20 protein-coding genes are annotated in these 24470 nt (G+C 42.9%); 14 read left to right on the plus strand and 6 right to left on the minus strand.

The window, feature by feature from the left end; genetic code table 11:
* Position 1 precedes the first annotated feature (1 nt).
* Both SM121_RS05010 and thrS read left to right on the plus strand, forming a co-directional pair.
* On the plus strand, positions 2–1324 hold the full coding sequence (locus SM121_RS05010; protein ID WP_125826745.1) for a glycosyltransferase family 4 protein: 1323 nt from the start codon (positions 2–4) through the stop codon (positions 1322–1324).
* Between the two features lie 353 nt (positions 1325–1677).
* Complete coding sequence (gene thrS / locus SM121_RS05015; RefSeq protein ID WP_320910524.1) at positions 1678–3621, plus strand: threonine--tRNA ligase; 1944 nt, start codon at positions 1678–1680, stop codon at positions 3619–3621.
* Positions 3622–3832: 211 nt separating this feature from the next.
* Here thrS and SM121_RS05020 read toward each other — a convergent pair whose 3' ends face one another.
* Positions 3833–4882 carry a DUF389 domain-containing protein gene (locus SM121_RS05020; RefSeq protein WP_320910525.1) on the minus strand — a complete coding sequence of 350 codons (1050 nt, stop codon included), beginning with the start codon at positions 4880–4882 and terminating at the stop codon, positions 3833–3835.
* 501 nt (positions 4883–5383) lie between these two features.
* On the opposite strand from SM121_RS05020, the gene yycF reads away from it, so the two are divergent.
* The 4 genes from yycF (at position 5384) to SM121_RS05040 (ending at position 8753) form a co-directional block, all read left to right on the plus strand.
* A complete protein-coding gene (yycF, locus tag SM121_RS05025; protein WP_003005102.1) occupies positions 5384–6085 on the plus strand; it encodes a response regulator YycF in 702 nt (233 codons plus the stop codon).
* Complete coding sequence (gene vicK, locus SM121_RS05030; RefSeq protein WP_003005638.1) at positions 6078–7430, plus strand: cell wall metabolism sensor histidine kinase VicK; 1353 nt, start codon at positions 6078–6080, stop codon at positions 7428–7430. Before yycF ends, vicK begins: the two co-directional genes overlap by 8 nt.
* Positions 7431–7437: 7 nt before the next feature.
* On the plus strand, positions 7438–8247 hold the full coding sequence (locus SM121_RS05035; protein ID WP_320910526.1) for an MBL fold metallo-hydrolase: 810 nt from the start codon (positions 7438–7440) through the stop codon (positions 8245–8247).
* A gap of 119 nt (positions 8248–8366) precedes the next feature.
* Positions 8367–8753 (plus strand): YbaN family protein, encoded by a 387-nt coding sequence (locus SM121_RS05040; RefSeq protein ID WP_320910527.1) that lies wholly within the window; start codon positions 8367–8369, stop codon positions 8751–8753.
* A 251-nt stretch (positions 8754–9004) separates the two neighbouring features.
* Here SM121_RS05040 and SM121_RS05045 read toward each other — a convergent pair whose 3' ends face one another.
* Positions 9005–9466: a hypothetical protein gene (locus SM121_RS05045; RefSeq protein ID WP_320910528.1), complete on the minus strand. Its 462-nt coding sequence runs from the start codon at positions 9464–9466 to the stop codon at positions 9005–9007.
* 333 nt (positions 9467–9799) lie between these two features.
* Here SM121_RS05045 and rnc point away from each other — a divergent pair, with 333 nt between their 5' ends.
* Genes rnc through ftsY form a run of 5 tightly spaced genes read left to right on the plus strand, consistent with a single transcriptional unit; the run spans position 9800 to position 17304 of the window.
* A complete protein-coding gene (gene rnc / locus SM121_RS05050) occupies positions 9800–10501 on the plus strand; it encodes a ribonuclease III (protein ID WP_320910529.1) in 702 nt (233 codons plus the stop codon).
* Positions 10492–14028: a chromosome segregation protein SMC gene (gene smc / locus SM121_RS05055; RefSeq protein ID WP_320910530.1), complete on the plus strand. Its 3537-nt coding sequence runs from the start codon at positions 10492–10494 to the stop codon at positions 14026–14028. Before rnc ends, smc begins: the two co-directional genes overlap by 10 nt.
* Positions 14018–14824: a Cof-type HAD-IIB family hydrolase gene (locus tag SM121_RS05060; protein WP_320910531.1), complete on the plus strand. Its 807-nt coding sequence runs from the start codon at positions 14018–14020 to the stop codon at positions 14822–14824. The genes smc and SM121_RS05060 overlap by 11 nt, the downstream gene beginning before the upstream one ends.
* Entirely contained in the window at positions 14821–15642 is an 822-nt protein-coding gene (locus SM121_RS05065; protein WP_003013179.1) for a Cof-type HAD-IIB family hydrolase, read from the plus strand. Before SM121_RS05060 ends, SM121_RS05065 begins: the two co-directional genes overlap by 4 nt.
* Positions 15643–17304: a signal recognition particle-docking protein FtsY gene (gene ftsY, locus SM121_RS05070; RefSeq protein ID WP_320910532.1), complete on the plus strand. Its 1662-nt coding sequence runs from the start codon at positions 15643–15645 to the stop codon at positions 17302–17304.
* 91 nt (positions 17305–17395) lie between these two features.
* Here ftsY and zwf read toward each other — a convergent pair whose 3' ends face one another.
* The 4 genes from zwf to SM121_RS05090 all read right to left on the minus strand — a co-directional run bounded on the left by zwf (position 17396) and on the right by SM121_RS05090 (position 20922).
* Complete coding sequence (zwf, locus tag SM121_RS05075; RefSeq protein WP_320910533.1) at positions 17396–18862, minus strand: glucose-6-phosphate dehydrogenase; 1467 nt, start codon at positions 18860–18862, stop codon at positions 17396–17398.
* A gap of 193 nt (positions 18863–19055) precedes the next feature.
* Positions 19056–19871 carry a TIGR03943 family putative permease subunit gene (locus SM121_RS05080; RefSeq protein ID WP_134974107.1) on the minus strand — a complete coding sequence of 272 codons (816 nt, stop codon included), beginning with the start codon at positions 19869–19871 and terminating at the stop codon, positions 19056–19058.
* Positions 19868–20773, minus strand: a complete 906-nt coding sequence (locus tag SM121_RS05085) for a permease (protein WP_320910534.1) — start codon at positions 20771–20773, stop codon at positions 19868–19870. Before SM121_RS05085 ends, SM121_RS05080 begins: the two co-directional genes overlap by 4 nt.
* A complete protein-coding gene (locus SM121_RS05090) occupies positions 20773–20922 on the minus strand; it encodes an SPJ_0845 family protein (protein WP_173018942.1) in 150 nt (49 codons plus the stop codon). Before SM121_RS05090 ends, SM121_RS05085 begins: the two co-directional genes overlap by 1 nt.
* 148 nt (positions 20923–21070) lie before the next feature.
* Here SM121_RS05090 and SM121_RS05095 point away from each other — a divergent pair, with 148 nt between their 5' ends.
* The 3 genes from SM121_RS05095 to SM121_RS05105 all read left to right on the plus strand — a co-directional run bounded on the left by SM121_RS05095 (position 21071) and on the right by SM121_RS05105 (position 24025).
* Positions 21071–23227, plus strand: a complete 2157-nt coding sequence (locus SM121_RS05095; RefSeq protein ID WP_407073050.1) for a Tex family protein — start codon at positions 21071–21073, stop codon at positions 23225–23227.
* The gene (locus SM121_RS05100) at positions 23214–23669 is read left to right on the plus strand and encodes a SprT family protein (RefSeq protein WP_155128064.1); all 456 of its coding nucleotides are present in this window, start codon (positions 23214–23216) and stop codon (positions 23667–23669) included. Before SM121_RS05095 ends, SM121_RS05100 begins: the two co-directional genes overlap by 14 nt.
* A gap of 74 nt (positions 23670–23743) precedes the next feature.
* Positions 23744–24025 carry a PspC domain-containing protein gene (locus SM121_RS05105; RefSeq protein WP_155128067.1) on the plus strand — a complete coding sequence of 94 codons (282 nt, stop codon included), beginning with the start codon at positions 23744–23746 and terminating at the stop codon, positions 24023–24025.
* Positions 24026–24470: the final 445 nt, after the last annotated feature.

The following is a 24470-nucleotide window of genomic DNA, read 5'->3' on the forward strand; positions in this document are numbered from 1 at the left end:
GATGCGTGTAGGGTTATTTACAGATACCTATTTCCCGCAAGTTTCGGGAGTGGCGACCAGTATTCGGACGCTCAAAACAGAATTAGAAAAATTGGGTCACACGGTCTTTATCTTTACGACAACGGATAAAGATGTCAACCGCTATGAAGATTGGCAGATTATTCGAATTCCAAGTGTGCCTTTCTTCGCCTTTAAGGACCGTCGGGTCGCTTATCGTGGCTTCTCAAAGGCGCTTGCCATTGCCAAGCAATACCAGCTGGATATTATCCATACCCAGACTGAGTTTTCACTGGGACTTTTAGGAGTATGGATTGGACGTGAGTTGAGGATTCCTGTCATTCATACCTACCATACCCAGTATGAGGATTATGTCCGCTATATTGCGAGAGGCATGGTCATTCGCCCAAGTATGGTCAAATACATTGTGAGAAGCTATATGAATGATTTGGACGGAGTGATCTGTCCAAGCGAGATCGTCTATGACTTGCTCCAAAAGTACAAGGTTAAGGCAGAAAAACGCATTATTCCGACAGGGATTGATTTGGCCAAGTTTGACCGACCGGAAATTACTCCGACAGAGACAGCAGCTCTTCGTGAAAAATATGAAGTAGCAGAAGATGAAACGCTTCTATTGAGCCTTTCGCGGGTTTCTTATGAAAAGAATATTCAGGCTGTTATTGCGGCCCTTCCAGACGTCTTAAAGGTCAATCAAAAAGTTAAGTTGATTGTCGCTGGAGATGGTCCTTATTTGGATGATTTGAAAAAACAGGCAGCGAAACTGGGGATTTCAGATGCGGTTGTCTTTACAGGGATGATCCCACCCAATGAAACAGCTCTCTACTATAAGGCGGCTGACTTCTTTATTTCAGCTTCAACGAGTGAGACGCAAGGTTTGACCTATTTAGAGAGTATTGCTAGTGGTACCCCGATTATTGCTCATGGCAATCCTTATCTCGAACATGTGATTGATGACCCTATGTTTGGAAAGCTCTTTTATGAGGAGAGCGATCTGGCCCAAGCAATTCTTGAAGCGATTGACGAGATGCCTGCAATTGATGAAACCAAGTGGGCGGAAAAGATCGATGATATTTCTGCAGCAACCTTTGGCCGTCGGGTCTACGAATTTTACCTGGATAAAATCATCTCTAAAGACTTCTCAAATGATTTGAATCCTGAACAAAGTCGGGTCAAGCGGATGTCTAAGACCATTGTGAAAATACCGACCAAGGTGATTGCTCTTCCGGTCAATGGATCTGTGAAAATGATGAAGGCTTCGGTCAAACAAGTGAAGAAAATCCGTAAAATCACACATTTCTTTGATTGAAAATGAAACTTTTTCTTGCAAAATTTTTCAATCGTGCTATAATAACTGACAGAGACATATCAAATCTAGGAAATCTGATAGAGAGCGCGTGGGGCTGGAAATCGCGTAGAGGATAGGTTTGGGACTACTCGTGATTCTTTTATGCAAACATAAAACGGTGGCTACGTTAGAGCCAATCAGAGGTGTCCCTCTTTTTTGAGGAACATAAATGAAGGTGGAACCACGTTGCGACGTCCTTTCGAGGAGGTCGCTTTTTTGATTTTTTAATGAGGAAATCAAAAGGAGTGACGATTCCAATGTTCAAAGACACCTCCCACCCATTTAGCTACTAAAAACTTTATAAGGAGAAAATCATGATTAAGATTACTTTCCCAGATGGCGCTGTTCGTGAATTCGAATCTGGCGTTACTACTTTTGAAATTGCTCAATCTATCAGCAATTCTTTGGCTAAAAAAGCCCTTGCTGGTAAATTCAACGGCAAATTGATTGACACAACTCGTGCCATTACTGAAGATGGAAGCATTGAAATCGTGACACCTGATCACGAAGATGCTCTTCCAATCTTGCGTCACTCAGCGGCACACTTGTTTGCACAAGCAGCTCGTCGCCTCTTCCCAGATATTTACTTGGGTGTTGGTCCAGCGATCGAAGATGGTTTCTACTACGATACAGATAACCAAGCGGGTCAAATCTCTAACGAAGACCTTCCTCGTATCGAAGAAGAAATGAAGAAAATCGTGAAGGAAAACTTCCCATCAATCCGTGAAGAAGTGACTAAAGACCAAGCGCGTGAAATCTTCAAAAATGATCCATACAAATTGGAATTGATTGAAGAACACTCAGATGACGAAGGTGGTTTGACCATCTATCGTCAAGGTGAATACGTTGACCTTTGCCGTGGGCCACACGTCCCATCAACTGGTCGCATCCAAATCTTCCACCTTCTCAATGTAGCAGGTGCTTACTGGCGTGGAAATAGCGACAACGCGATGATGCAACGGATCTATGGTACTGCTTGGTTTGACAAGAAAGACTTGAAGAACTATCTCCAAATGCGTGAAGAAGCTAAAGAACGTGACCACCGTAAGCTTGGTAAAGAATTGGATCTCTTCATGATTTCTCAAGAAGTTGGTCAAGGTCTTCCATTCTGGTTGCCAAATGGTGCGACCATCCGTCGTGAGTTGGAACGCTACATCGTTGATAAAGAAGTAGCAGCAGGCTACCAACACGTCTACACTCCACCAATTGCTTCTGTAGAACTTTATAAAACTTCAGGTCACTGGGATCACTACCGCGAAGACATGTTCCCACCAATGGATATGGGGGATGGAGAAGAGTTTGTTCTTCGTCCAATGAACTGCCCTCACCACATTGAAGTCTACAAACACCATGTGCACTCTTACCGTGAATTGCCAATCCGTATCGCTGAAATCGGTATGATGCACCGTTATGAAAAATCTGGTGCTTTGACTGGTCTTCAACGTGTCCGTGAAATGTCTCTGAATGATGGTCATACCTTTGTAGCTCCAGAACAAATCGAGGAAGAATTCAAGAAGATCCTTCAATTGATCATCGATGTGTATGAAGACTTTAACTTGACAGATTACCGTTTCCGCTTGTCTTACCGTGATCCTGAAGACAAACACAAATACTTTGACAACGATGAAATGTGGGAAAATGCTCAACGCATGTTGAAAGCCGCTGTTGATGATATGGGTGTTGAGTACTATGAAGCTGAAGGGGAAGCAGCCTTCTACGGACCAAAATTGGATATCCAAGTGAAAACAGCTCTTGGTAAAGAAGAAACCCTTTCTACCATCCAATTGGACTTCTTGCTTCCAGAACGCTTTGATCTTCATTACATTGGAGCAGATGGAGAAGAACACCGTCCAGTTATGATCCACCGTGGGGTTATCTCAACGATGGAACGCTTTACTGCGATCTTGATTGAAAACTACAAGGGAGCTTTCCCAACCTGGCTTGCTCCTCACCAAGTAACCCTTATCCCAGTATCGAACGAAAAACACGTGGACTATGCTTGGGAAGTGGCTAAGAAACTTCGTGACCGTGGTGTTCGTGCAGATGTGGATGAACGCAATGAAAAAATGCAGTTCAAGATCCGTGCTTCACAAACTCAAAAAATTCCTTACCAATTGATTGTTGGTGACAAGGAAATGGAAGACAAGGCTGTAAACGTACGTCGTTATGGTCAAAAAGAAACAGAAACCATGTCAGTGGATGCATTTGTAGAATTGATTCTTGCAGATATTGCAAATAAATCCCGTGTTGAGAAATAAACCATTTAACCTAGAACAAAATCTCAGCCACCTAAAAAGCAACAACTGAAATAGTTGTTGCTTTTTTACATTTTGATTAAGCTGAGCTAGTAGTGATCTGTCAAACCACCACAAATAGTATCCTCATCAACAATTCTTTCTATCCACTAACTTTTGGATATAGGATATCCTCCCAAGATTTGCTTCCTCGAGTTAGATAAGGTCAATATCCTCAATCCTTGTCTGCTTCATTTTCTTTTACGAGATCTTTTTGAGAATCTTTTTCAGAGAGTTTTTGATCGATATACTTGTTAATGGTTTCATAAAATTCCTTGGTCATCTCACTATCTAATTTTGTCGAATTATGGACTTGATTGACTTTCAATTGAACAGATTGAATACCGTAAGAGGCTTGCTTTTGGCGAATTGTTTCTAATTCTTCTTCTGAAATCGGATCTCCAACAACTGTCAAGACTAATTCATTGCTACTTGACTTGTAGACTTGATTAATGATCGTATGATTAGAGAACTCTTTGCCTACAAACTGTTTAATCCCTTCTTTTCGTGCTTGATCTATCGTCAGAGTGACTGCTGAATAGCTGGCCGGAAGAATCAATAATACAATCAAGGATATCAACCCAATTCTCATTTTAATGTTTAGCTCTTTAAATGAACTTAAGGGAGATTTTCTCATCAAAATTCTTGTTCCAACAATGTTGGTTAGCATGATAAAGACACAGTTGATCAAGAAAAGATAGAGAGCTCCAAATAAAAATCGTACATTTCCATTAGCTAAACCATAGCCTGCAGTACAGATAGGTGGCATCAGAGCTGTTGCAATGGCTACTCCTGGCACGATATTGTTTGCTTCTTTTTTCCTTGAACCAATGACACCTGCTATCCCACCAGCAAAAGCAATGAGAACATCCCAAATGGTTGGAGAGGTTCGTGCAATCAGCTCGCTACTTGCATAAGATAAGGGAGAAATCCAGAAATACAGAGTCGAGACAAGCAAGCTGACCAATACTTGAGTAAATAAAACCTTTAGAGATTGCTTGATTAAACGCGTATCAAAAATAGCTAAACCGAATCCCAGTCCAACAATCGGGGTCATAAGAGGAGAAATCAGCATGGCTCCAATAATGACAGCTGTTGAATTCATATTTAGTCCGATAGAGGCAATAAAAATCGCACACATCAAAATCACTGTATCTCTTAATCGAACATGAAGGTCATCATATAATTTCTCACGGTATTCACGTGTTGAATAGTTTCCGGTCATTGGTTGCTCCTTTTATTTCATATAATCTTGTTTCTGCATAGACGATGGTAGAGAGACCTCTGTCTAAACTGACATATTTTTAATTCTCACCTGTCATTCTTTTGAACATAATTTTTTAAATATCCATCAGTCTATCCTTGATATTATATCAAAAAGTTTACAGTCTTTCTCTGAAGAACTCAATCAATTTAAAAGATAGTGAAGGCAGAAATTTTTGTATCCTTATCCGAAGAAGAAAAACGATATCTCCTCTGAAAGTAGATACCGTTTTAATGTTTAAACATGATGAGTATGTAGCAGCAATCCTAGCTGATATCTCCAACAAATCACGTGTTGAGAAATAATGAAAAAATAAAAAGATTGAGATGTAATGATCTCAGTCTTTTTGCTTTTTCTTCCTGGAAAGTCCAGCAATTGAGACTCCACATTTCTTCATAAGTTTGATATAATAAGAAGATAGAGATTGATAAGGAAAAGTTGCATTAGAAACAGGTATGTAAGATGAAAAGAATATTAGTAGTTGATGATGAAAAACCAATTTCAGATATTATCAAATTTAACATGGCAAAAGAGGGATATGAAGTTTTAACGGCCTTTGATGGGCGGGAAGCTTTAGAAGTCTTTTCAGCTGAAAACCCAGATGTTATTATTCTAGATTTGATGTTGCCAGAGATTGATGGCTTGGAAGTGGCGCGGACGATTCGTAAGACCAGCAATGTGCCCATCATTGTCCTATCTGCTAAGGATACGGAATTTGATAAGGTCATCGGGCTTGAAATCGGGGCGGATGACTATGTGACCAAACCTTTCTCTAATCGGGAATTACAAGCGCGTGTGAAAGCCTTGTTGCGTCGTTCGGAGTTTGCGGCTGATCCTCAGTTTGAAAAAGATGCCGATACAGAAATTGTCATTGGCGATCTTCACATTCTTCCAGACGCTTTCTTGGTTCGAAAAGGCAACAAAGAATTGGACTTGACTCATCGCGAGTTTGAGTTGCTCTATCACCTTGCGACCCATGTCGGTCAAGTGATGACCCGTGAACATCTTCTTGAGACGGTGTGGGGCTATGATTACTTTGGTGATGTTCGGACGGTGGACGTGACGGTTCGTCGTTTGCGTGAAAAAATCGAGGACACACCGGGACGTCCAGAATATATCTTGACCCGCCGTGGTGTTGGATATTATATGAGAAACAATGATTGATCAACTAAAACAATTTGTCATGTCGTCGAACTTTGTCTTTGTGCTGATTACGGTTGGGTTTATCATTGTGGTTGCCTTGCTTTTGCTGGAAAACCGTAGGGACAATATCAAGCTCAGACAATTAAACGCTAAAATTAAGGATCTGATTGCAGGGGATTATTCCGAAGTGGTCGATATGCAAGGAAGTCCAGAACTGACGGATATGACCAATAGTATCAATGATCTGTCTGAAGTTATTCGCCTGACGCATGAAAACTTGGAACAAGAAACCAAGCGTTTGACCAGTATTCTTTCTTACATGACAGATGGGGTACTTGCGACCAACAGACGTGGTCAGATCATCATGGTCAATGAAATGGCAGCCAAGCAATTGAACGTTAATCCAGATGAGGTGCTCAATACCAGTATTCTGGATTTGCTTTCGCTTGGAGATGACTATGATTTGCGAAGCTTGATTACAGAAGTACCAGAGTTGACCATTGATTCCCAGGATGAAAATGGGGAATACTTAAGTCTTCGTGTGCGCTTTGCCTTGATTCGTCGCGAGTCAGGTTTTATCTCTGGTCTGGTAGCTGTCTTGCACGATACGACAGAGCAGGACAAGGAAGAGCGGGAACGTCGCCTCTTCGTCTCCAATGTGAGTCATGAATTACGGACACCTTTGACCAGTGTGAAATCCTATCTGGAAGCCCTAGACGATGGCGCTTTGTCAGAGCCAGTAGCACCAGATTTTGTCAAGGTTTCACTCAATGAAACCAACCGCATGATGCGTATGGTCACAGATCTATTGAGCTTGTCACGAATTGATAATGAAACCAGTCAGTTGGACATCGAGTTGACCAACTTTACGGCCTTTATCACCTTTATTTTAAACCGATTTGATAAGATCAAGAGTCAATCGCAAGAAGATACCAAGAAGTATGAACTGATCCGGGAATACCCGATCACACCGATCTGGGTTGAAATTGATACGGATAAAATGACCCAGGTGATCGACAATATCTTGAACAATGCCATCAAGTACTCACCTGATGGTGGAAAGATTAAGGTAGGGATGAGAACAACTGATGCCCAGTTGATTATCTCCATCTCAGATGAGGGCTTGGGAATTCCCAAGAAAGACTTGCCTCGCATTTTTGATCGCTTTTACCGAGTGGATAAGGCGCGTAGCCGGGCCCAAGGTGGGACTGGTCTAGGCCTAGCCATTGCTAAGGAGATCATTAAGCAACACAAAGGCTTTATTTGGGCCAAGAGTGAATATGGCAAGGGATCTACCTTTACCATTGTCTTGCCGTACGACAAAGACGCTATTAAAGACGACTGGGATACAGAAGAGGAAGAATAAGGAGTCAATGACAGAAGAGGGATTTAAGTATAGTATTTTAGCTTCAGGTTCTAGTGGGAATTCTTTCTACCTTGAGACGCCAAAGAAAAAACTGCTTATTGATGCAGGGCTATCAGGGAAAAAGATTACGGGACTATTGGCTGAAATTGATCGCAAACCAGAAGACTTAGATGCCATTTTGATTACGCACGAACACTCAGACCATATCCATGGTGTGGGTGTTTTAGCGCGGAAATACGGCATGGATCTATATGCTAATGAAGCAACTTGGAAGGCTATGGAAGGCACCAAGTATCTAGGAAAGGTCGATGATGCTCAAAAGCACATTTTTGAAATGGGGAAGACCAAGACATTTGGCTATATCGATATTGAAAGTTTTGGGGTCAGTCACGATGCTGTTGCCCCTCAATTCTATCGCTTTATGAAGGATGGAAAGAGCTTCGTCATGCTGACGGATACGGGCTATGTGAGTGATCGCTTGGCAGGCATCGTCGCGGATGCTGATGGCTATCTGATTGAGTCCAACCATGATGTAGAGATCCTTCGAGCAGGTTCTTATGCTTGGCGCTTGAAGCAGCGGATCTTGTCAGACCTAGGCCACCTTTCTAACGAAGATGGTGCCGATGCCATGATCCGAACCTTGGGAAATCGCACCAAGAAGATTTATCTGGGGCATTTGTCAAAAGAGAACAATATTAAAGAATTGGCTCATATGACCATGGAGAATCAACTGGCTCGAGCAGATCTAGCTGTCGGCCATGATTTTGAGGTGTTAGATACCTCGCCAGATACCGCGACCCCTTTGACGAAGATATAAAATAGAGAAAAGCAACTGTCACCTTGTTAGTTGCTTCCTTTTTTAAATATAGATGTAGGTTTTTTATTTTTTTGTTTACTGAAAAGGTTCGAAATTTGTATTGTGTGAAGGAGAAGTAAATGCGCCTTGTTTATCTTACGATTGGTTTTATGTCTTTGGGATTAGGAATTATTGGGATTCCATTACCGATTTTATCGACGACTCCCTTTTTACTGTTGTCTATGGCTTGCTTTGCTAAAAGTTCCAAACGCTTTGAAACTTGGCTCTACCAAACCAAGCTTTATCAAACCTATGTATCGGATTATCGAGAGACCAAATCGATTGCCAAAGAACGGAAAAAATGGATCCTTCTTCAGATCTACATCCTGATGGGCATTTCGATCTATCTGGCCCCGATTATTTGGGTGAAGCTTGCTTTAGGGGCTTTGACGATTTTTATCACCTTTTATCTCTTAAAAGTGATCCCTAATAAGCCTGAAAATCCAACAGACGAAGATCCTGATTAAAAATGGAGAAATCAGGCCCTAGAACTAGGAAAAGAAGTGCGTTCGTGCTTCTTTTTTTGTATAAAAGAAAAAACCCTTGTGTATCAAGGGTTTTGGTGCGTTGACTACGCTTCAAGAAATTTTAATAAGCGATCTACTTTAGGATTTTTAGTTTTCTATAAAAGGATCAACTCTTAAATATGATTAAAGTATATTTAAGAGTTGATCCATCTTTTATTAAATATCTATTATTGTGATATGTATCTATTATATCATTGTTCTAACTCAGTTATCTTTTCTAACATTTCTTGTATATCCTTTTGCGTCTTGAAAGGATTATTTTTTATTTTCTTAACAAAGAGAATGAGTGTGATAATCAAAAAAATACAAGCGATAACAGGGTTAATGGTAAAGTATAAAAGGCTACAAAATGCAGATAATCCTACAGGAAAATACCAAGAAGAAGCTGGATATACCTTTGCCCCTCTATATGTATAAAGACCACGATTTGTTCGTTGGTAATTTATATTTCCTTTCTTAACACTGCTGAAAGCATCCACAGTGGTTTTGTTATATACCTTATTGTATATTGCACGTTTAGGATCTTTAATAAGGCCTGTCCCTTTTTGGCCGTATGTTGGAATGATTGCTCGTTTAACCTGTCTCTTTAATTTCGATGTTGTCCGAGCTTTTAAACTCTTTGAAAGACTGGGTTTTATAACTCCTATTTTCATAGTAATACTCCTTATTATTATTTCAATCCCAAACTCTTTTGTTTTAATTATATCAAATAACGAAGGGGAATGAAATAATAACGAGGTAAAGAAATAAAATTCACTATAAGAAGTGGGCATTAAGTTGGTAAGATATAGAAATGCGAAAGTTGAAGAAACTTAAAATTCATGGAGCAAACTTACAAAACGTGATATGCAACTTATTCGCTCGATATCTAAATACACCTAAAATATAGTAAAAGCAATTAGCTGTATCTAATGGATATCTAATGGTAATCGTATTAAAATTTTGGTATACTTAAGAGTATAAATTTATTAGAAAGAAGGCTTCCCATGGAGAAATTACAAGCCCTGTTATCGGAACGGTTTCAGATCGTTTTTTCAGATAGCAGTTTATTAGATACCGCTTTTACGCACACCTCTTATGCCAATGAGCACCGCCTCTTAAAAATTTCACATAACGAACGTTTGGAATTTTTAGGAGACGCTGTTCTTCAATTAGTTATTTCCGAATATTTGTATAAGGAACACCCCAACAGACCGGAGGGAGATTTGTCCAAATTCCGTTCTATGATTGTCCGTGAAGAGAGTTTGGCTGGCTTTTCTCGGGATTGCCAATTTGACCATTTCATCAAACTGGGCAAGGGCGAAGAAAAATCTGGTGGTCGGGACCGTGATACGATTCTTGGAGACTTATTTGAAGCCTTTTTAGGTGCTCTTTTACTGGATCAAGGAGTGGAAGCAGTCAAACGCTTCATCTATCAGGTCATGATTCCAAAGGTTAAAACGGGTCAATTTTCTCAGGTCATTGACTACAAGACCCGCCTGCAAGAACTGTTACAGGTTCACGGAGATGTGGAGATCCAATACCAAGTGGTTAGCGAGTCCGGTCCTGCACATGCGAAAGAGTTTGAAGTAGAAGTGTTCGTGAACGGTCAAACGATGGGACGTGGTCATGGTCGTTCCAAGAAGTTAGCGGAGCAGGAAGCAGCCCGCAATGCAGTTGAAACGAGGTATGATGGCCCATGTATCTAAAAGAGATTGAAATCCAAGGCTTTAAATCCTTTGCGGATAAGACAAAAGTCGTATTTGACAAAGGGGTCACTGCCGTTGTAGGGCCTAATGGATCTGGAAAATCAAATATCACGGAGAGCTTGCGCTGGGCCCTGGGGGAATCCAGTGTCAAGAGTCTACGTGGGGGCAAGATGCCCGATGTCATCTTTGCAGGGACAGAATCGCGTAAACCGCTGAATTATGCCTGTGTCACAGTTGTCTTAGATAACCAGGATGGTTTTATCCAACAGGCAGGGAAAGAAATTCGTGTCGAACGGCATATTTATCGTTCAGGAGACAGTGAGTACAAGATCGATGGTAAGAAAGTACGTCTCAGAGATGTTCATGATTTGTTCATGGATACGGGATTGGGACGTGATTCCTTCTCCATTATCTCCCAAGGTCGGGTAGAGGAGATCTTTAACTCCAAACCGGAAGAACGCCGGGCTATCTTTGAAGAAGCTGCCGGTGTCTTGAAATTTAAGACGCGGCGCAAGGAAACGGAGACTAAGCTTAATCAGACCCAGGAGAATTTGGACCGTCTGGAAGACATCCTCTATGAATTAGAAGGACAGATCCAACCTCTTGAAAAGCAAGCAACGGTCGCTCGCCGTTTCTTGGAATTAGACCAAGAACGGCAGGTTCTCTTGCTGGATGTTTTGGTCGCTCAAGTCGATCTGACAAAAGAGCTCTACGAAAAGGCTGATCAAGAAGAAAAAGCTATTCAAGAACAGTTGGCCTCTTATTACCAACGTCGTCAGGTCTTAGAAGAAGAGAATGTACGCATCAAGAAAGCCCGTCATCAGTTGGATGAGAGCTTAGCTGAGGACCAGGCGAGCTTGCTTGAGGTCACTCGTTTGATCAGTGATTTGGAAAAGCAAATCGAAGTAGCTAAGTTGCAATCGAGTCAAGCGGCCCATAGTCGCAAGGAAAATCTTGAGCGGTTGGATGCTATTTTGGCCCGTCTGGAAGAAGCGAAACAAGAGCTGGCTCAAAAACAAGAGACGCTAGCTGTGCTTCAACAAAGACTGACAGAGAACCGTCAGCAACAAGAAGAGTTGGAAAAAGAATTAGCCAACTACGAAGAAGATCCGGAACAAGTCATTGAGCATCTACGCGAGCAGTATGTCGCGCTCTTGCAGACGGAGGCTGAAAAATCGAATGAGCGGACAGCCATTGAGAGCCGGATCCAGGCACTCCTGCAAGAATCAAGCCATCGTCAAGAGGATTTGACCAAGGCACAAACAAACTTTGAAACTGCCAAGGAAAAAGAAGTCCGACAATTGGAAGAGTTGGATCAGGCCCAAGCGACGGTCAAAGGCCTATTAGCAGAATACCAAGAGCAATTGGTAAAAGTGGAGCAGGCCAAAGCTGCCTACCAAGAGGCTCAAGCGGCCATGTTTGACTTGATGGATGAGAGCAAGAATAAGCGGGCGCGAATCAATAGTTTGGAAGCTATTCAGAAGAACCATAGTAACTTCTATGCAGGCGTCAAGAGTGTCTTACAAGAAGCAGAACGGTTAGGAGGCATCTGTGGGGCTGTTAGTGAGAATTTGAGTTTCTCAAAAGACTACCAGACGGCGCTTGAAATTGCTCTGGGAGCTAGCAGCCAACAGATCATTGTCGAGGATGAAAAGGCTGCAACTCGAGCGATCGATTTCTTGAAAAGCAATCGCTTGGGACGGGCAACCTTCCTTCCGCTCACGACGATCAAAGCCCGTCAACTATCCCCTCGGAATCTGGAATTGATTCAAGCAAGTGCAGGATTTCTAGGAATTGCGAGTGACTTAGTGACCTATGAGCATCGTTTTGAACAGATTTTCCAAAACCTGCTTGGAGTAACGGCCATCTTTGACACGACGGAGCATGCGCGTGAGGCGGCTCGTAAAGTCAACTATCAAGTTCGGATGGTGACCTTGGATGGGACCGAATTGCGGACCGGAGGATCGTATGCCGGTGGTGCCAATCGCTCCCAAAATACGGTCTTTGTCAAACCAGAATTGGATAGTTTGAAGCAGGAAATGCAAGCTCTGGATGCTCGTTTGAGAGAAGCTGAGCAGGAGGTCGAGACCAAGGACAATCTGCTCAAGCAGGCGCAAGAATACCTGGCCTCTATTCAAAGCCAAGGTGAACAAGCGCGTCTGGAACAACAGCGGGCCCAATTGGCCTACCAACAAAGCCAAGAGCAGCTGAAAGAAATTCAGGAACTCTTAGAAGCTTTGAAGTCAGAATTGGCAACAGATGCGACCCAATCTCTCCAAGAAGAGCTGGAGTCCCTTACTGAGCAATTGGCAGAAATTGAGCTTCAAAAAGAAAACTTAAATCGCGACATTGAAACCATGAAGTCGGACAAAGATGTCTTGCAACAAAAGATACAAAACTTGCAAGAGCAATTAGCAGAATTGCGACTTCAACAGACGGAATGTAAGAGCCAACAAAGCTATGAGCAAACAGATGCTCGTCGCTTGGAAGAAACGATCTCCCAGTTGGAAGTAGAAGAGCATCAGTTGCAATTGCTGATTGAACAAGGCGAGGCTCAAGTTCAGACAGTGGATGTGGAGCAGCTAGCCAATCAATTGATGCAGGCCCAAGCCAAGAAAACGGACTTGGAACAAGGAGTCATTCGGAAACGCTTTGAGCTGGATGATTTGGAAGGCCAGGCCGAAGATGTTGCAGAACAGATGGAACAAACTCGCAAGAAAAACGAAGAGTGGATTCGTCAACAAGCCAAGGCTGAAGCGACACGTGAAAAGCATGCGGATCGTTTGAACAAGCTCTTAACGCAAATTACCGATGAATTCATGCAAAGCTTTGACCAAGCCAAAGAGCAGGCCAAACCTGTTGAAAATCTTGCAGCAGCTGAAAACCAGCTCAAGAGCATCGAAAAAGATATTAAGGCACTTGGTCCAGTCAATGTGGATGCGATTGAGCAGTATGACGAGGTGAAGGGGCGCTTTGATTTCCTTTCAAGCCAGCGGGAGGATGTCTTGGCTGCGAAAAACATGCTTCTGTCTACTATCAACGACATGAATGACGAAGTCAAGGAACGCTTTAAATCAACTTTTGAAGCCATTCGTGAATCCTTTAAAGTCACTTTCCGTCAAATGTTCGGTGGGGGTTCTGCTGATTTGATTCTGACAGAGCCAGATCTTCTGACAGCTGGTGTTGAGATTTCTGTGCAGCCACCTGGTAAAAAGATCCAATCCTTAAACCTCATGAGTGGTGGAGAAAAGGCCTTGTCTGCCTTGGCTCTCTTGTTCTCGATTATTCGTGTCAAGACCATTCCATTTGTCATTCTGGATGAGGTAGAGGCTGCCCTAGATGAGGCCAATGTCAAGCGCTTTGGGGATTATTTGAACCGCTTTGATAAGGAAAGCCAATTTATTGTCGTGACACACCGGAAGGGAACCATGTCGGCTGCTGATTCCATCTATGGTGTGACCATGCAAGAATCTGGGGTTTCTAAAATCGTCTCAGTAAAATTGAAAGACTTAGAAAATGAAGAATAATGATATTAAATTGATCGCTACGGATATGGATGGAACCTTTCTAAATGACCAACATCAGTACGATCAAGACCTTTTACGCAAGGTATTAGCAAGCTGCAAAGAAAAAGGCATCTATTTTGCTGCTGCAAGTGGCCGTGCCCTTCTTTCTCTCAAATCCCTCTTTAAAGGATTTGAGGACCAGATGATTTTCATTGCTGAAAATGGTAGTGTGGTAGAATTTCATGGAGAAGATCTCTACGAAGCGACCATGTCCAAAGACTTTTATTTGGGTGTTTTTGAAGCTTTGAAGTCCTCCCCTTATGCAGACCCTAATAAACTGCTTTTGACTGGGAAAAAAGGAAGCTATGTCTTAGAAACAGTAGATCCCGACTATCTGGCCTTGAGTCAAAACTACAATGAAAATATTCAAAAAGTGAAAAGCCTAGCGGATATTCAGGATGAAATTTTCAAATTGACCACCAACTTTGATGCAGCTCTTGTGCTTGAAGGTGAGCAATGGGTCACTGAGAATATCCCCGGTGTCAAAGCGATGACGACAGGTTTTGAATCGATTGATATTGTCCTCGATTATGTCGATAAGGGAGTGGCCATTACCGCCTTAGTGGATAAACTAGGGATCTCGATGGATCAGGTGATGGCTTTTGGAGATAACCTAAATGACCTCCATATGATGCAAGTCGTGGGCCATCCTGTAGCGCCAGAAAATGCACGTCCTGAAATCTTAGCGATTGCTGAAAAAGTCATCGGCCACCATGCGACGGGTTCTGTCCTCCGCTACATGGAGGAAATTGTATGAGTCAGATTTCCTTGATTGCGCTGGATTTAGATGGGACCCTTCTCAATTCAGAAAAAAAGATCTCCCCTCGCAATAGAGCAGCCCTCGCTGCTGCACAGGCCCAAGGTGTCAAGGTGGTTCTAACCACTGGTCGCCCCTTGAAAGCCATGGATTTTCTTTTGGAAGAATTGGGAACAGCAGGCCTCAAAGAAGAGTATACGATTACCTTCAACGGTGGTCTAGTGCAGCGAAATAATGGAGAAATCCTCTCAAAAGTTGTCTTGGCACCAGAAGATGTCGCAACCATTCATGATGAAACCGCCCGTCTAGGCCTTCCGCTGGATGCTATCAGTGAGGGAACGGTTTATGAGATTCATGCAGAACGAAAGTCTCTCTATTCCCTTTACAATCCCTACCTGAACTTTATTGAGACAGATTTAAAAGACCTACCATCCACGATTTCCTACAACAAGTGTGTGACAGCTGTCGATCAAGACTTTTTAGATGCAGCGATAAAGCAGATCAAGCCAGAGTTATTTCAAGACTATGAAATTTTTAAATCTCGGGAAATGTTGCTGGAATGGTGCCCTAAAAATGTTCACAAGGCGACAGGTTTAGAGGCACTGGCAGCTATTTTGGGTCTTAAGGCAGATCAAGTCATGGCCTGTGGAGATGAAGCCAATGACCTGTCTATGATCCAGTGGGCTGGACTGGGGGTTGCCATGGGCAATGCGATTCCAGCAGTGAAGGAAGTTGCAGCGCTTGTGGCCCCTGTGACCAATGACCAGGATGCCGTCGCATGGGCAATTGAAAATTATGTGCTAAAGGAGAGTGAATAAATGGGATTATTTGATCGTTTATTTGGAAAAAAAGAAGAAACTGAAAAAGTACTTCCGTCTTCTGAAGAAGTGACGGACAGTACGAAGGTTGAAGAAACTGTCAAAGAGGAGCCGGCGGCTACCTTAAATGACAAGGAAGAGCAAAAAATCGCTGATATGGAGGCTTACTACCAAGAGCTTAAAGCGCGAATTGCAGCCACTCATCAACCTGTTTTAACCGTCGCTCAAGAAGAGCCGGCAGAGGAACCTCTTGTAGAAGAAAAAGTGACATCAGAGACTAATGAAGACCAAGTACCAGTAGAGGAGTCTCCAGTGGTCTTTGAACCTTCTCAAACAGAAGCAAGTCCTGAAGAAGTTTCACCACTAGCTGATGACACGGAGGAGACTAAGCCTCTTGAAGAAGTGAAAATGGAAGCGGAAGAAACTGAAAATGGTGAGGAAGCAGATGGGGCTAACGGTTCAGAAATGGAAGAAGAGTTACCAATTGCTTCTCCATCATCTGAAGCTGAGCTAGTAGAAGGGAGCACGACAGAAGAGGAGGTTCTAGAACTAGTAGAAGCTCAGGATGAGGTCCCAGAACCTGAAGTATCAGAAGAGATCGCTCAAGTGGAGGAAACTTCAGAAGTAGCAGAAGCCGAGTCCAGACTTCCTCAAGGAGAAGCAGCATCAGCAGTTGAAGAAAGAACTGTTGAAGAGGCAGAAGAGCCAATTCCAGACGAGGTTGAGTCAGAGCAAGAAACCATTCAGGAAAAATACGATCGTAGCTTGAAAAAGACACGGACTGGATTTGGAGCACGTCTCAATGCCTTCTTTGCTAATTTCCGTTCAGTCGATGAAGAATTCTTTGAAGAATTGGAAGAACTCTTGATCATGAGTGACGTTGGGGTTCAAGTGGCCTCTAATTTAACCGAAGAGTTGCGTTATGAAGCCCGTTTGGAAAATGCCAAAAAACCAGATGCTCTCAAGCGCGTGATCATCGAAAAATTAGTGGACTTGTATGAAAAGGATGGCCAATTTAATGAAGCCATTCGTTTTCAAGATGGTCTCACGGTCATGCTCTTTGTTGGGGTCAATGGAGTTGGTAAAACAACCTCTATCGGGAAGTTAGCCCACCGCTACAAACAAGAAGGCAAGAAAGTCATGTTGGTTGCAGCAGATACTTTCCGTGCAGGAGCAGTGGCTCAACTGGCAGAATGGGGACGCCGCGTAGATGTTCCAGTTGTAACAGGTCCTGAAAAATCAGATCCTGCTAGCGTCGTCTTTGATGGAATGGAACGCGCGATCGCTGAAAACATCGATGTTCTGATGATTGATACAGCTGGTCGTCTGCAAAACAAGGACAACCTCATGGCAGAGCTTGAAAAAATCGGCCGGATTATCAAGCGTGTGGTACCTGATGCACCGCATGAAACCTTACTGGCCCTTGATGCATCAACCGGTCAAAATGCCTTGGTGCAAGCAAAAGAATTTTCAAAAATTACACCTGTGACAGGAATTGTATTGACCAAGATCGATGGAACAGCTCGAGGTGGGGTCGTCCTTGCGATCCGTGAAGAGTTGGACATTCCAGTGAAGTTGATTGGATTCGGAGAAAAGATTGATGATATCGGACCATTCCACTCAGAAAACTTCATGAGAGGTCTCTTGGAAGGCTTGATTTAAGAGTCAAATAGAAAAAGACAAATTGTTGGAAGAACAATTTGTCTTTTTGTTTCCTTGCGCTATCAAAAAAACCACCCGAAGGTGGCCTTCCTTAATTCTTAGGTTCAGGTTTCCAAACCCACTCGGTTCCGTAGTCTGCAAGGAGATCATCGGATGCAGTTGGTCCCATGGATCCTGACTTGTATTCATAGAGCGGTGCTCCATTTTCGGCCCATAGTTTTTCAATCCGGTCAATCAATTGCCATGAAGCACGGACTTCGTGCCAGTGGCTGTAATTGGTTGAGTCATTGTTTAAAACGTCGAAAATTAATTTTTCATAAGGCTCTGGTGAAGCCCCAGTTGCGGTCGCATCTGTTTCGTAGTCAAAGGAAATCGGTGCGATACTGAATTTTTCTCCGACCTCTTTTCCGTTGATGCTCAATGAGAAACCTTCGTTTGGTTGGATATAAATGGTCAAGACATTTGGTTGCAAACTATGTCCAAAGATGGAATCGGTTTGCTTGAAGACCACATTGACCATGGTTCCTTTTTGGGTCAAGCGTTTTCCGGTACGGAAGAAGAAAGGCACACCGCGGAAGCGCTCACTATCAACAAAGAACGCACCAGAAGCATAGGTCTCCGTAGTAGATTCAGGGTCGACATTGGGCTCACTGCGATAAGAGATATCTTTTTTCCCTTCGATCGTACCTGAATGGTATTGACCACGGATAAAGAATTTCTTTAATTCGTCATCTGTTGGATTGTGCAATTGCTCAAAAACTTTAACCTTTTCTGCCCGAATCGCATCCTTAGTAAAGGTAGCTGGTTTATCCATGGCAAGCAATGACAAAAGCTGAAGGGTATGATTTTGCACCATGTCCCGAAGGGCCCCTGAGTGATCATAGTAGCCACCGCGTTCTTCAACCCCCAAGCGTTCAGCAAAGGTAATTTGGATATTGTCAATAAAATCTCGGTTCCAAAGATTATCAAAAATAAGATTTCCAAAACGAATGGCAAAGATATTTTGGATCATTTCTTTTCCAAGATAATGGTCGATCCGGAAGATTTGTTCTTCATCAAAGGTTTCTTCCAATTCCTTGTTGAGCTGACTAGCCGTTTCTAGGTCTGTACCAAAAGGTTTTTCAACGATCAGGCGCTCAAAACCTTGTCCATCTACAATCCCTTCTGATTTTAGGTGTTTAGCAATGGTTCCAAAAAATTGAGGAGCCATGGACAAGAAGAAGACCTTGTTGTGTTCCGTTTGGTATTTTTCATCCAAGCTGTTTTGCAATTCGCGCAGGGCGATGTAATGTTCGGTATCATTGACATCGTGGCTTTGGTAGTAGAAATGACTAGCGAATTCTTGAGCTTGTTGAGGGCTATCTGCCAGATCTGTGATGGATTCTACCACGACTGATTCAAAGTATTCCTTGCTCCATGGTCTGCGGGCTGTTCCGATAACCGCAAAGTTTTCAGATAGATTTCCTGATTTATAGAGTCTAAAAAGGGATGGGTAGAGTTTGCGCTTAGCTAAATCTCCACTGGCCCCGAAAATGGTTACAATAACTTTTGAAGACATTTAAGTACCTATTTCCTATTTTATTAACCATATTTTACCATAAAATCTACAAGATTTCTTTGATGGAATCGTTGTTCCGAATATTTTCCGCTTGGATTAGAGGATTTGAGAGGAAAGCATAGAAAAAGCTAGAATCAATGTGGATTCTAGCTTGAACGGTTACAAGGTGTTTGGATCTACAACAGAAGCTCCATCAGAATACGCGGTAGACATAAGGATTATCCGGTTTCGTAATGGTCTGGCAATCGCTAATGTGGAGGACAGGCAAGCTTTGTTTGAGCTGCTTGTGGTATTCAATGGACAAGGTTCCTTTCGCATGGATCCAAGTATTGTTTTCGAAATGCTGCGGAGCACCTGTCGTTAAGAGACCGTAGACTCCGGAATCTGCGATACAGTGGATGATCCCAAAGCGAAAGAGGAATTGGCTGTCCTTGTTATTGGGGTCATTGTATACAAAACCGGTCAGCTCGATCGTCTTTCCTGCAAATTGGTCAGGATAATCATAAATCACTTCCATGACTTCCATGTAATTCTCAGTGGTCACCTGGATCACTTTTTTATCAACATATTTCTTTGCCGCCTGCTTCATTTCTGACTCATAGGCTGACTTGGTAAAATAGCTACTAGTATCTGGTTTGAGATACTGGGTAGTTGTTCCTTCGTCCTGCTGGATTTCCTTGGAAGAACCAGCAGCAACCGGGAAGTGGTAGCCTTTGGCAGAGACTGTTTGGGAATCCAGTGTCACTGTAGGGAAAAATAGCCCGACAAATAAAGGAATACAGAGCAAGAAAATACTCGCCACTTTTGCCCAGAAGCTAGAGAGATGACTGTGGATCTTCATCTGCTTGACCCAGATGATCAGCTGCACAAGAGCTAAAACAAAGGACAAGAACATGGAAATATAAGCCAAGTAAGAATAGTGTAAGTTGATGTATTGATTGAGCTTACCAGATAATTGCAGGTACATAGTGAGCTCAAAATAGCCAGCTAATATCAAGAAACGAATCATAGCACTACCCCCACAAACCAAGCATAAAGGAGCACAACTCCACTCACAATCCCGATAAATTGCCAGATGAAACGGGTCTTGAGATAATTTTTCATCATGAGGAGATTTTTGACATCAAGCATAGGCCCAATCACCAGAAAGGCAAGAACAGGCGCTACTCCAAAACTTGTTAGAAGAGAGGATCCAACAAAGGCGTCCGCCTCGCTACAAAGTGAGAGGAGAAAGGACAAGACCATGAGAAGGAGAATAGCAATAACCGGTGTCGCACTGATCGAAGTGAGGATCCGTGTTGGGACATAGACTTGGACGAGGCTGGCAAAGAGGCAACCAAATACCAGGTAACGTCCCGTATCAAAGAATTCATCAATGGCTTGCACCAAGACTTGGAAGAGCTTCTGACCTTTGCTCAAGTTCCTAAAATCATGTTCATGTACAGCCTTACGATGTTCTTTTTGGATCGAATCTGTTTGAATAAAACCAAGAAAGATCCCTAGTACCGTTGCGACCAGTAGGGAACCAAGGGCTCGGTAGAGGGCCATCTTGACAGAATTCCCAAAGGCTGAGTAGGTCGCAAAGAGAACGATGGGATTGATGACCGGTGCTGTCACCAAAAAGGGGACAGCAGTATAACTTGGGACTTTCTTTTCTAGAAAGCGATTGATAATGGGAACAATCCCACATTCACAGGAAGGAAAGATAAAGCCGATAAATGTCCCAAAGAAGATCCGCCCAAATTTATTCTTGGGAAGAAAGCGGTAGACCCTCTCGGGGGTGATATAGATCTCAATAATCCCTGAAATGATACTTCCGATTAGGACAAACGGTAGGGATTCGATAATAATTGAGAGAAAAATAGCCCCAGCCTGCAAGACGCTAGAGGGAAGGTGTTGAAAGAATGTCATTACTTAGCCTTCTTTGATTCTTTAGTTGTAGCAGTTTCTGCCTTCTTTTTCTCTTCAGGAAATTCTACTTTCTTTTCTACATCCGGAAAACTCGCAAAATTTTCAAACATTTTATCAAGATCATCTGTTTTTGAGAATTTAATAGCCATTGTTAGGCCTCCTTTTTATTTTCTTTCATTATAACAAAAAGGAAAGAGCAAGGGGGAAATGGAGTATAAAAGGAAAGATCAATAGGGTCAAAATTATTCTATGGAAAATCCCTGAAACAGAGACCAGAACAGGCGATCTCACCCCTTGATGGTAGCAAAATATGCTATAATAGAAGCTATGGATAAATATGAAAAAATAGCCCAAGAATTGGGTGTTAGCTTAAAACAAATCGATACCGTATTGAGTCTGACCGCAGAAGGCTCAACCATTCCCTTCATTGCCCGCTATCGAAAAGATATGACGGGAAATTTAGATGAAGTAGCGATCAAGGCCATTATTGACCGTGACAAATCCTTAACGGTTCTGGCCGAACGAAAGGAAACCGTCCTTGCTAAGATTGAGGAACAAGGCAAACTGACAGAGGCGCTCAAGCAGGCTATTGAAGCTGCTGAAAAATTAGCGGATGTCGAAGAGCTCTATCTCCCTTATAAGGAAAAACGGCGGACCAAGGCGACGATTGCCCGAGAAGCAGGACTTTTCCCCTTGGCACGTCTCATTTTGCAAAATAGTCCAGACTTGGAAGCAGAGTCTCAGAAATTTACCTGTGAGGCCTTCCCAACTGAAACTGCGGCTTTAGCTGGTGCAGTGGATATTCTGGTAGAAGCTATTTCAGAGGATACCCAATTACGGGCCCTCACCTATCAAGAAATTCATGGGCATTCCCTCATGACGTCAACCTTGAAGGATGAAAGCTTAGATCCTAAGAGAACCTTTGAAATCTACTATGATTTTTCTGAGAAGATCAAGAATATGCAAGGCTACCGGACTCTAGCTCTCAATCGTGGGGAAAAATTGGGCGTTCTCAAAGTCGGATTCGACCACCAACTGGATCGAATCATTCGTATTTTTGAGGCTCGTTTTAAAACTAAAAATGCCTATGTCGATGAGGTTATTCAACAAGCGGTTAAGAAAAAAATCGTTCCTGCGATTGAACGTCGGATTCGGACAGAGTTGACGGAGGTGGCAGAAGACGGGGCCATTCAATTGTTCTCTGAAAATCTACGGAATCTATTGCTCATTCCTCCATTAAAAGGGCGCGTGGTTCTTGGATTTGACCCAGCCTTTCGGACTGGTGCTAAACTAGCCGTTGTCGATGAGACAGGAAAGATGCTTGCCACCCAGGTCATCTATCCAATTGCTCCTGCAAAACCAGCTCAGATCGAGCAGGCTAAAAAGGAACTGTATTCCTTGATCAAGGAGTTCGGAGTAGAAATTATTGCGATTGGAAATGGAACAGCCAGCCGTGAAAGTGAGGCCTTTGTCGCAGAGGTGCTTCATGACCATCCAGGAGTTCGCTATGTTATTGTCAATGAAAGCGGAGCCTCTGTCTACTCAGCTAGTGAGTTGGCCCGTCATGAGTTCCCAGAGCTAACCGTTGAAAAACGCTCGGCCATCTCCATTGCCCGCCGCTTGCAAGATCCGCTAGCAGAATTGGTGAAAATCGATGCCAAATCCATCGGTGTGGGTCAATACCAGCACGATGTCAATCAGAAAAAACTGACAGAAAGCTTGGATTTCGTGGTAGATACTGTCGTCAACCAAGTTGGGGTCAATATCAATACGGCTAGTCCCTCTCTCTTAGCGCATGTAGCAGGACTCAATAAAACTATCTCTGAAAACATCGTGAAATACCGGGAAGAAGAAGGAATGATTCTTTCACGAGCACAGATTAAAAAAGTCCCTCGCCTCGGTGCCAAGGCTTTCGAGCAGGCTGCTGGATTCTTACGCATCCCTGAAAGTAAAAACATCTTGGACAATACCGGCGTTCACCCTGAAAGTTACAAGGAAGTTGGAAAACTTTTTCAGCTTCTTGAAATTACCGAACTCGATGCATCCGCTCAGGAAAAATTAAAAGCTGTGAACATAAAGGAGATGTCTACTCAGCTGGATCTGGGACCAGAAACCCTGAAAGATATCATTGCGGATCTTCTAAAACCAGGTCGCGATTTGCGGGATTCCTTTGATGCACCCGTGCTCCGTCAGGATGTCTTGGATATTAAAGACCTGCATATTGGCCAAAAATTAGAAGGGGTTGTGCGCAATGTGGTTGACTTTGGAGCCTTTGTCGATATTGGCATTCACGAAGATGGCTTGATTCATATCTCCCATATGAGTAAGCAGTTTATTAAGCATCCAAGCCAGGTCGTCTCAGTAGGTGATTTGGTAACCGTTTGGGTGAAGAAGATTGATGTGGAACGCGAAAAAGTCAATCTCAGTTTGGTAGCTCCGAATGAATCTGACTGAGTATGTACGCCAAGTATCCCTAGAAGATTTTGGGAGAGAATTCCGTCATCGGGCAGAGTGGAATTCACGTCTTCAAACCACTGGGGGTCGTTTCTTTCCCAAGGATCGACACCTTGATTTCAACCCGAAAATATACCAAGCTTTTGGGTTAGAGGTCTTTCGCAAAATCGTCCGCCACGAGCTCTGCCATTACCATCTTTACGATCAAGGTAAAGGCTATCGCCACAAAGATCTAGACTTTAAGCAACTCCTCCAGCAAGTGGACGGTCTTCGTTTCACACCTCCTCTACCAGATAGAACTGGGCGAGTCAAGCGGATCTATCTCTATCAATGTCCCCATTGTGGCCAAGAGTATAGACGAAAGCGAAAAATCGATCTGAAGAAATATGCCTGCGGTCGCTGTCGCAGCCGCCTGCAATTTCTTGAAATGAGACAAGAGTAAGAATCGGTCTTTAGGCGGATCTCTTTCCAGTTCGACTCTGCTAAAATAGGTCTAACTAGAAAGAGGAAAATCAAATGACAGCATCATTTTACAAATTAAAACGACATCGCCTGGTTTCAGGTGTGCTAGCTGGCTTAGCTGATAAATTTGGTCTGAGTGTAACTCTCCTACGCTTCTTGTTTATTCTTTTCACGGTTTCTCATGCCTTTATCGGTGTGATTATCTACTTACTGTTAGATACGACCTTACCTTATAAGGACGAGGAGGAGCAGGAAATGTTTGATTATGGCTCTCGACCTCGTCGAAGAAAAGAGGCTGAACCCATCCATGATCAGAATGATAGTCCGTTCTTCTAAAAGGAGATTTGAGTGAAGCAGAAGTTCTATTCCCTTGCTTTTATTCTATATCTCTTCTTCAGTTTTATAGGACAGTTTTTCATTTTAAATCGTTTTTTTGGTGAAGGAGTTGGAACAGTTTTGATCGGAATGCTCCTTTTTCCACTGGGCATTTGGAATAGTCTCTTCTACCTCTTGTTTCTGCCAACAGAAATGGCTAGAAAGCCTCAAATTTATCGGTTTTCGATTTTATTTCTGCCGGTTTTGTATCTGATTTTCTCCTTATTGGGTGGAGGACCTACCGCTTTTATGCTTGGCTTGATCGCATTTCCTTCAAATGCGGTGGTCTATGCGTTCTCTACCGGAATCAAATCTATGATCAAAGATTTCTTGCATGGCGAAGGCTAGAGCATTCTTCATATGTTCCCATCATTTTCTAGAGGTTGGAGACCTTTGTCTTGGCCTC

Origin of the sequence: Streptococcus sp. S1 (assembly GCF_034137685.1) — a bacterium.
Taxonomy (GTDB): Bacteria; Bacillota; Bacilli; order Lactobacillales; family Streptococcaceae; genus Streptococcus; species Streptococcus dentalis.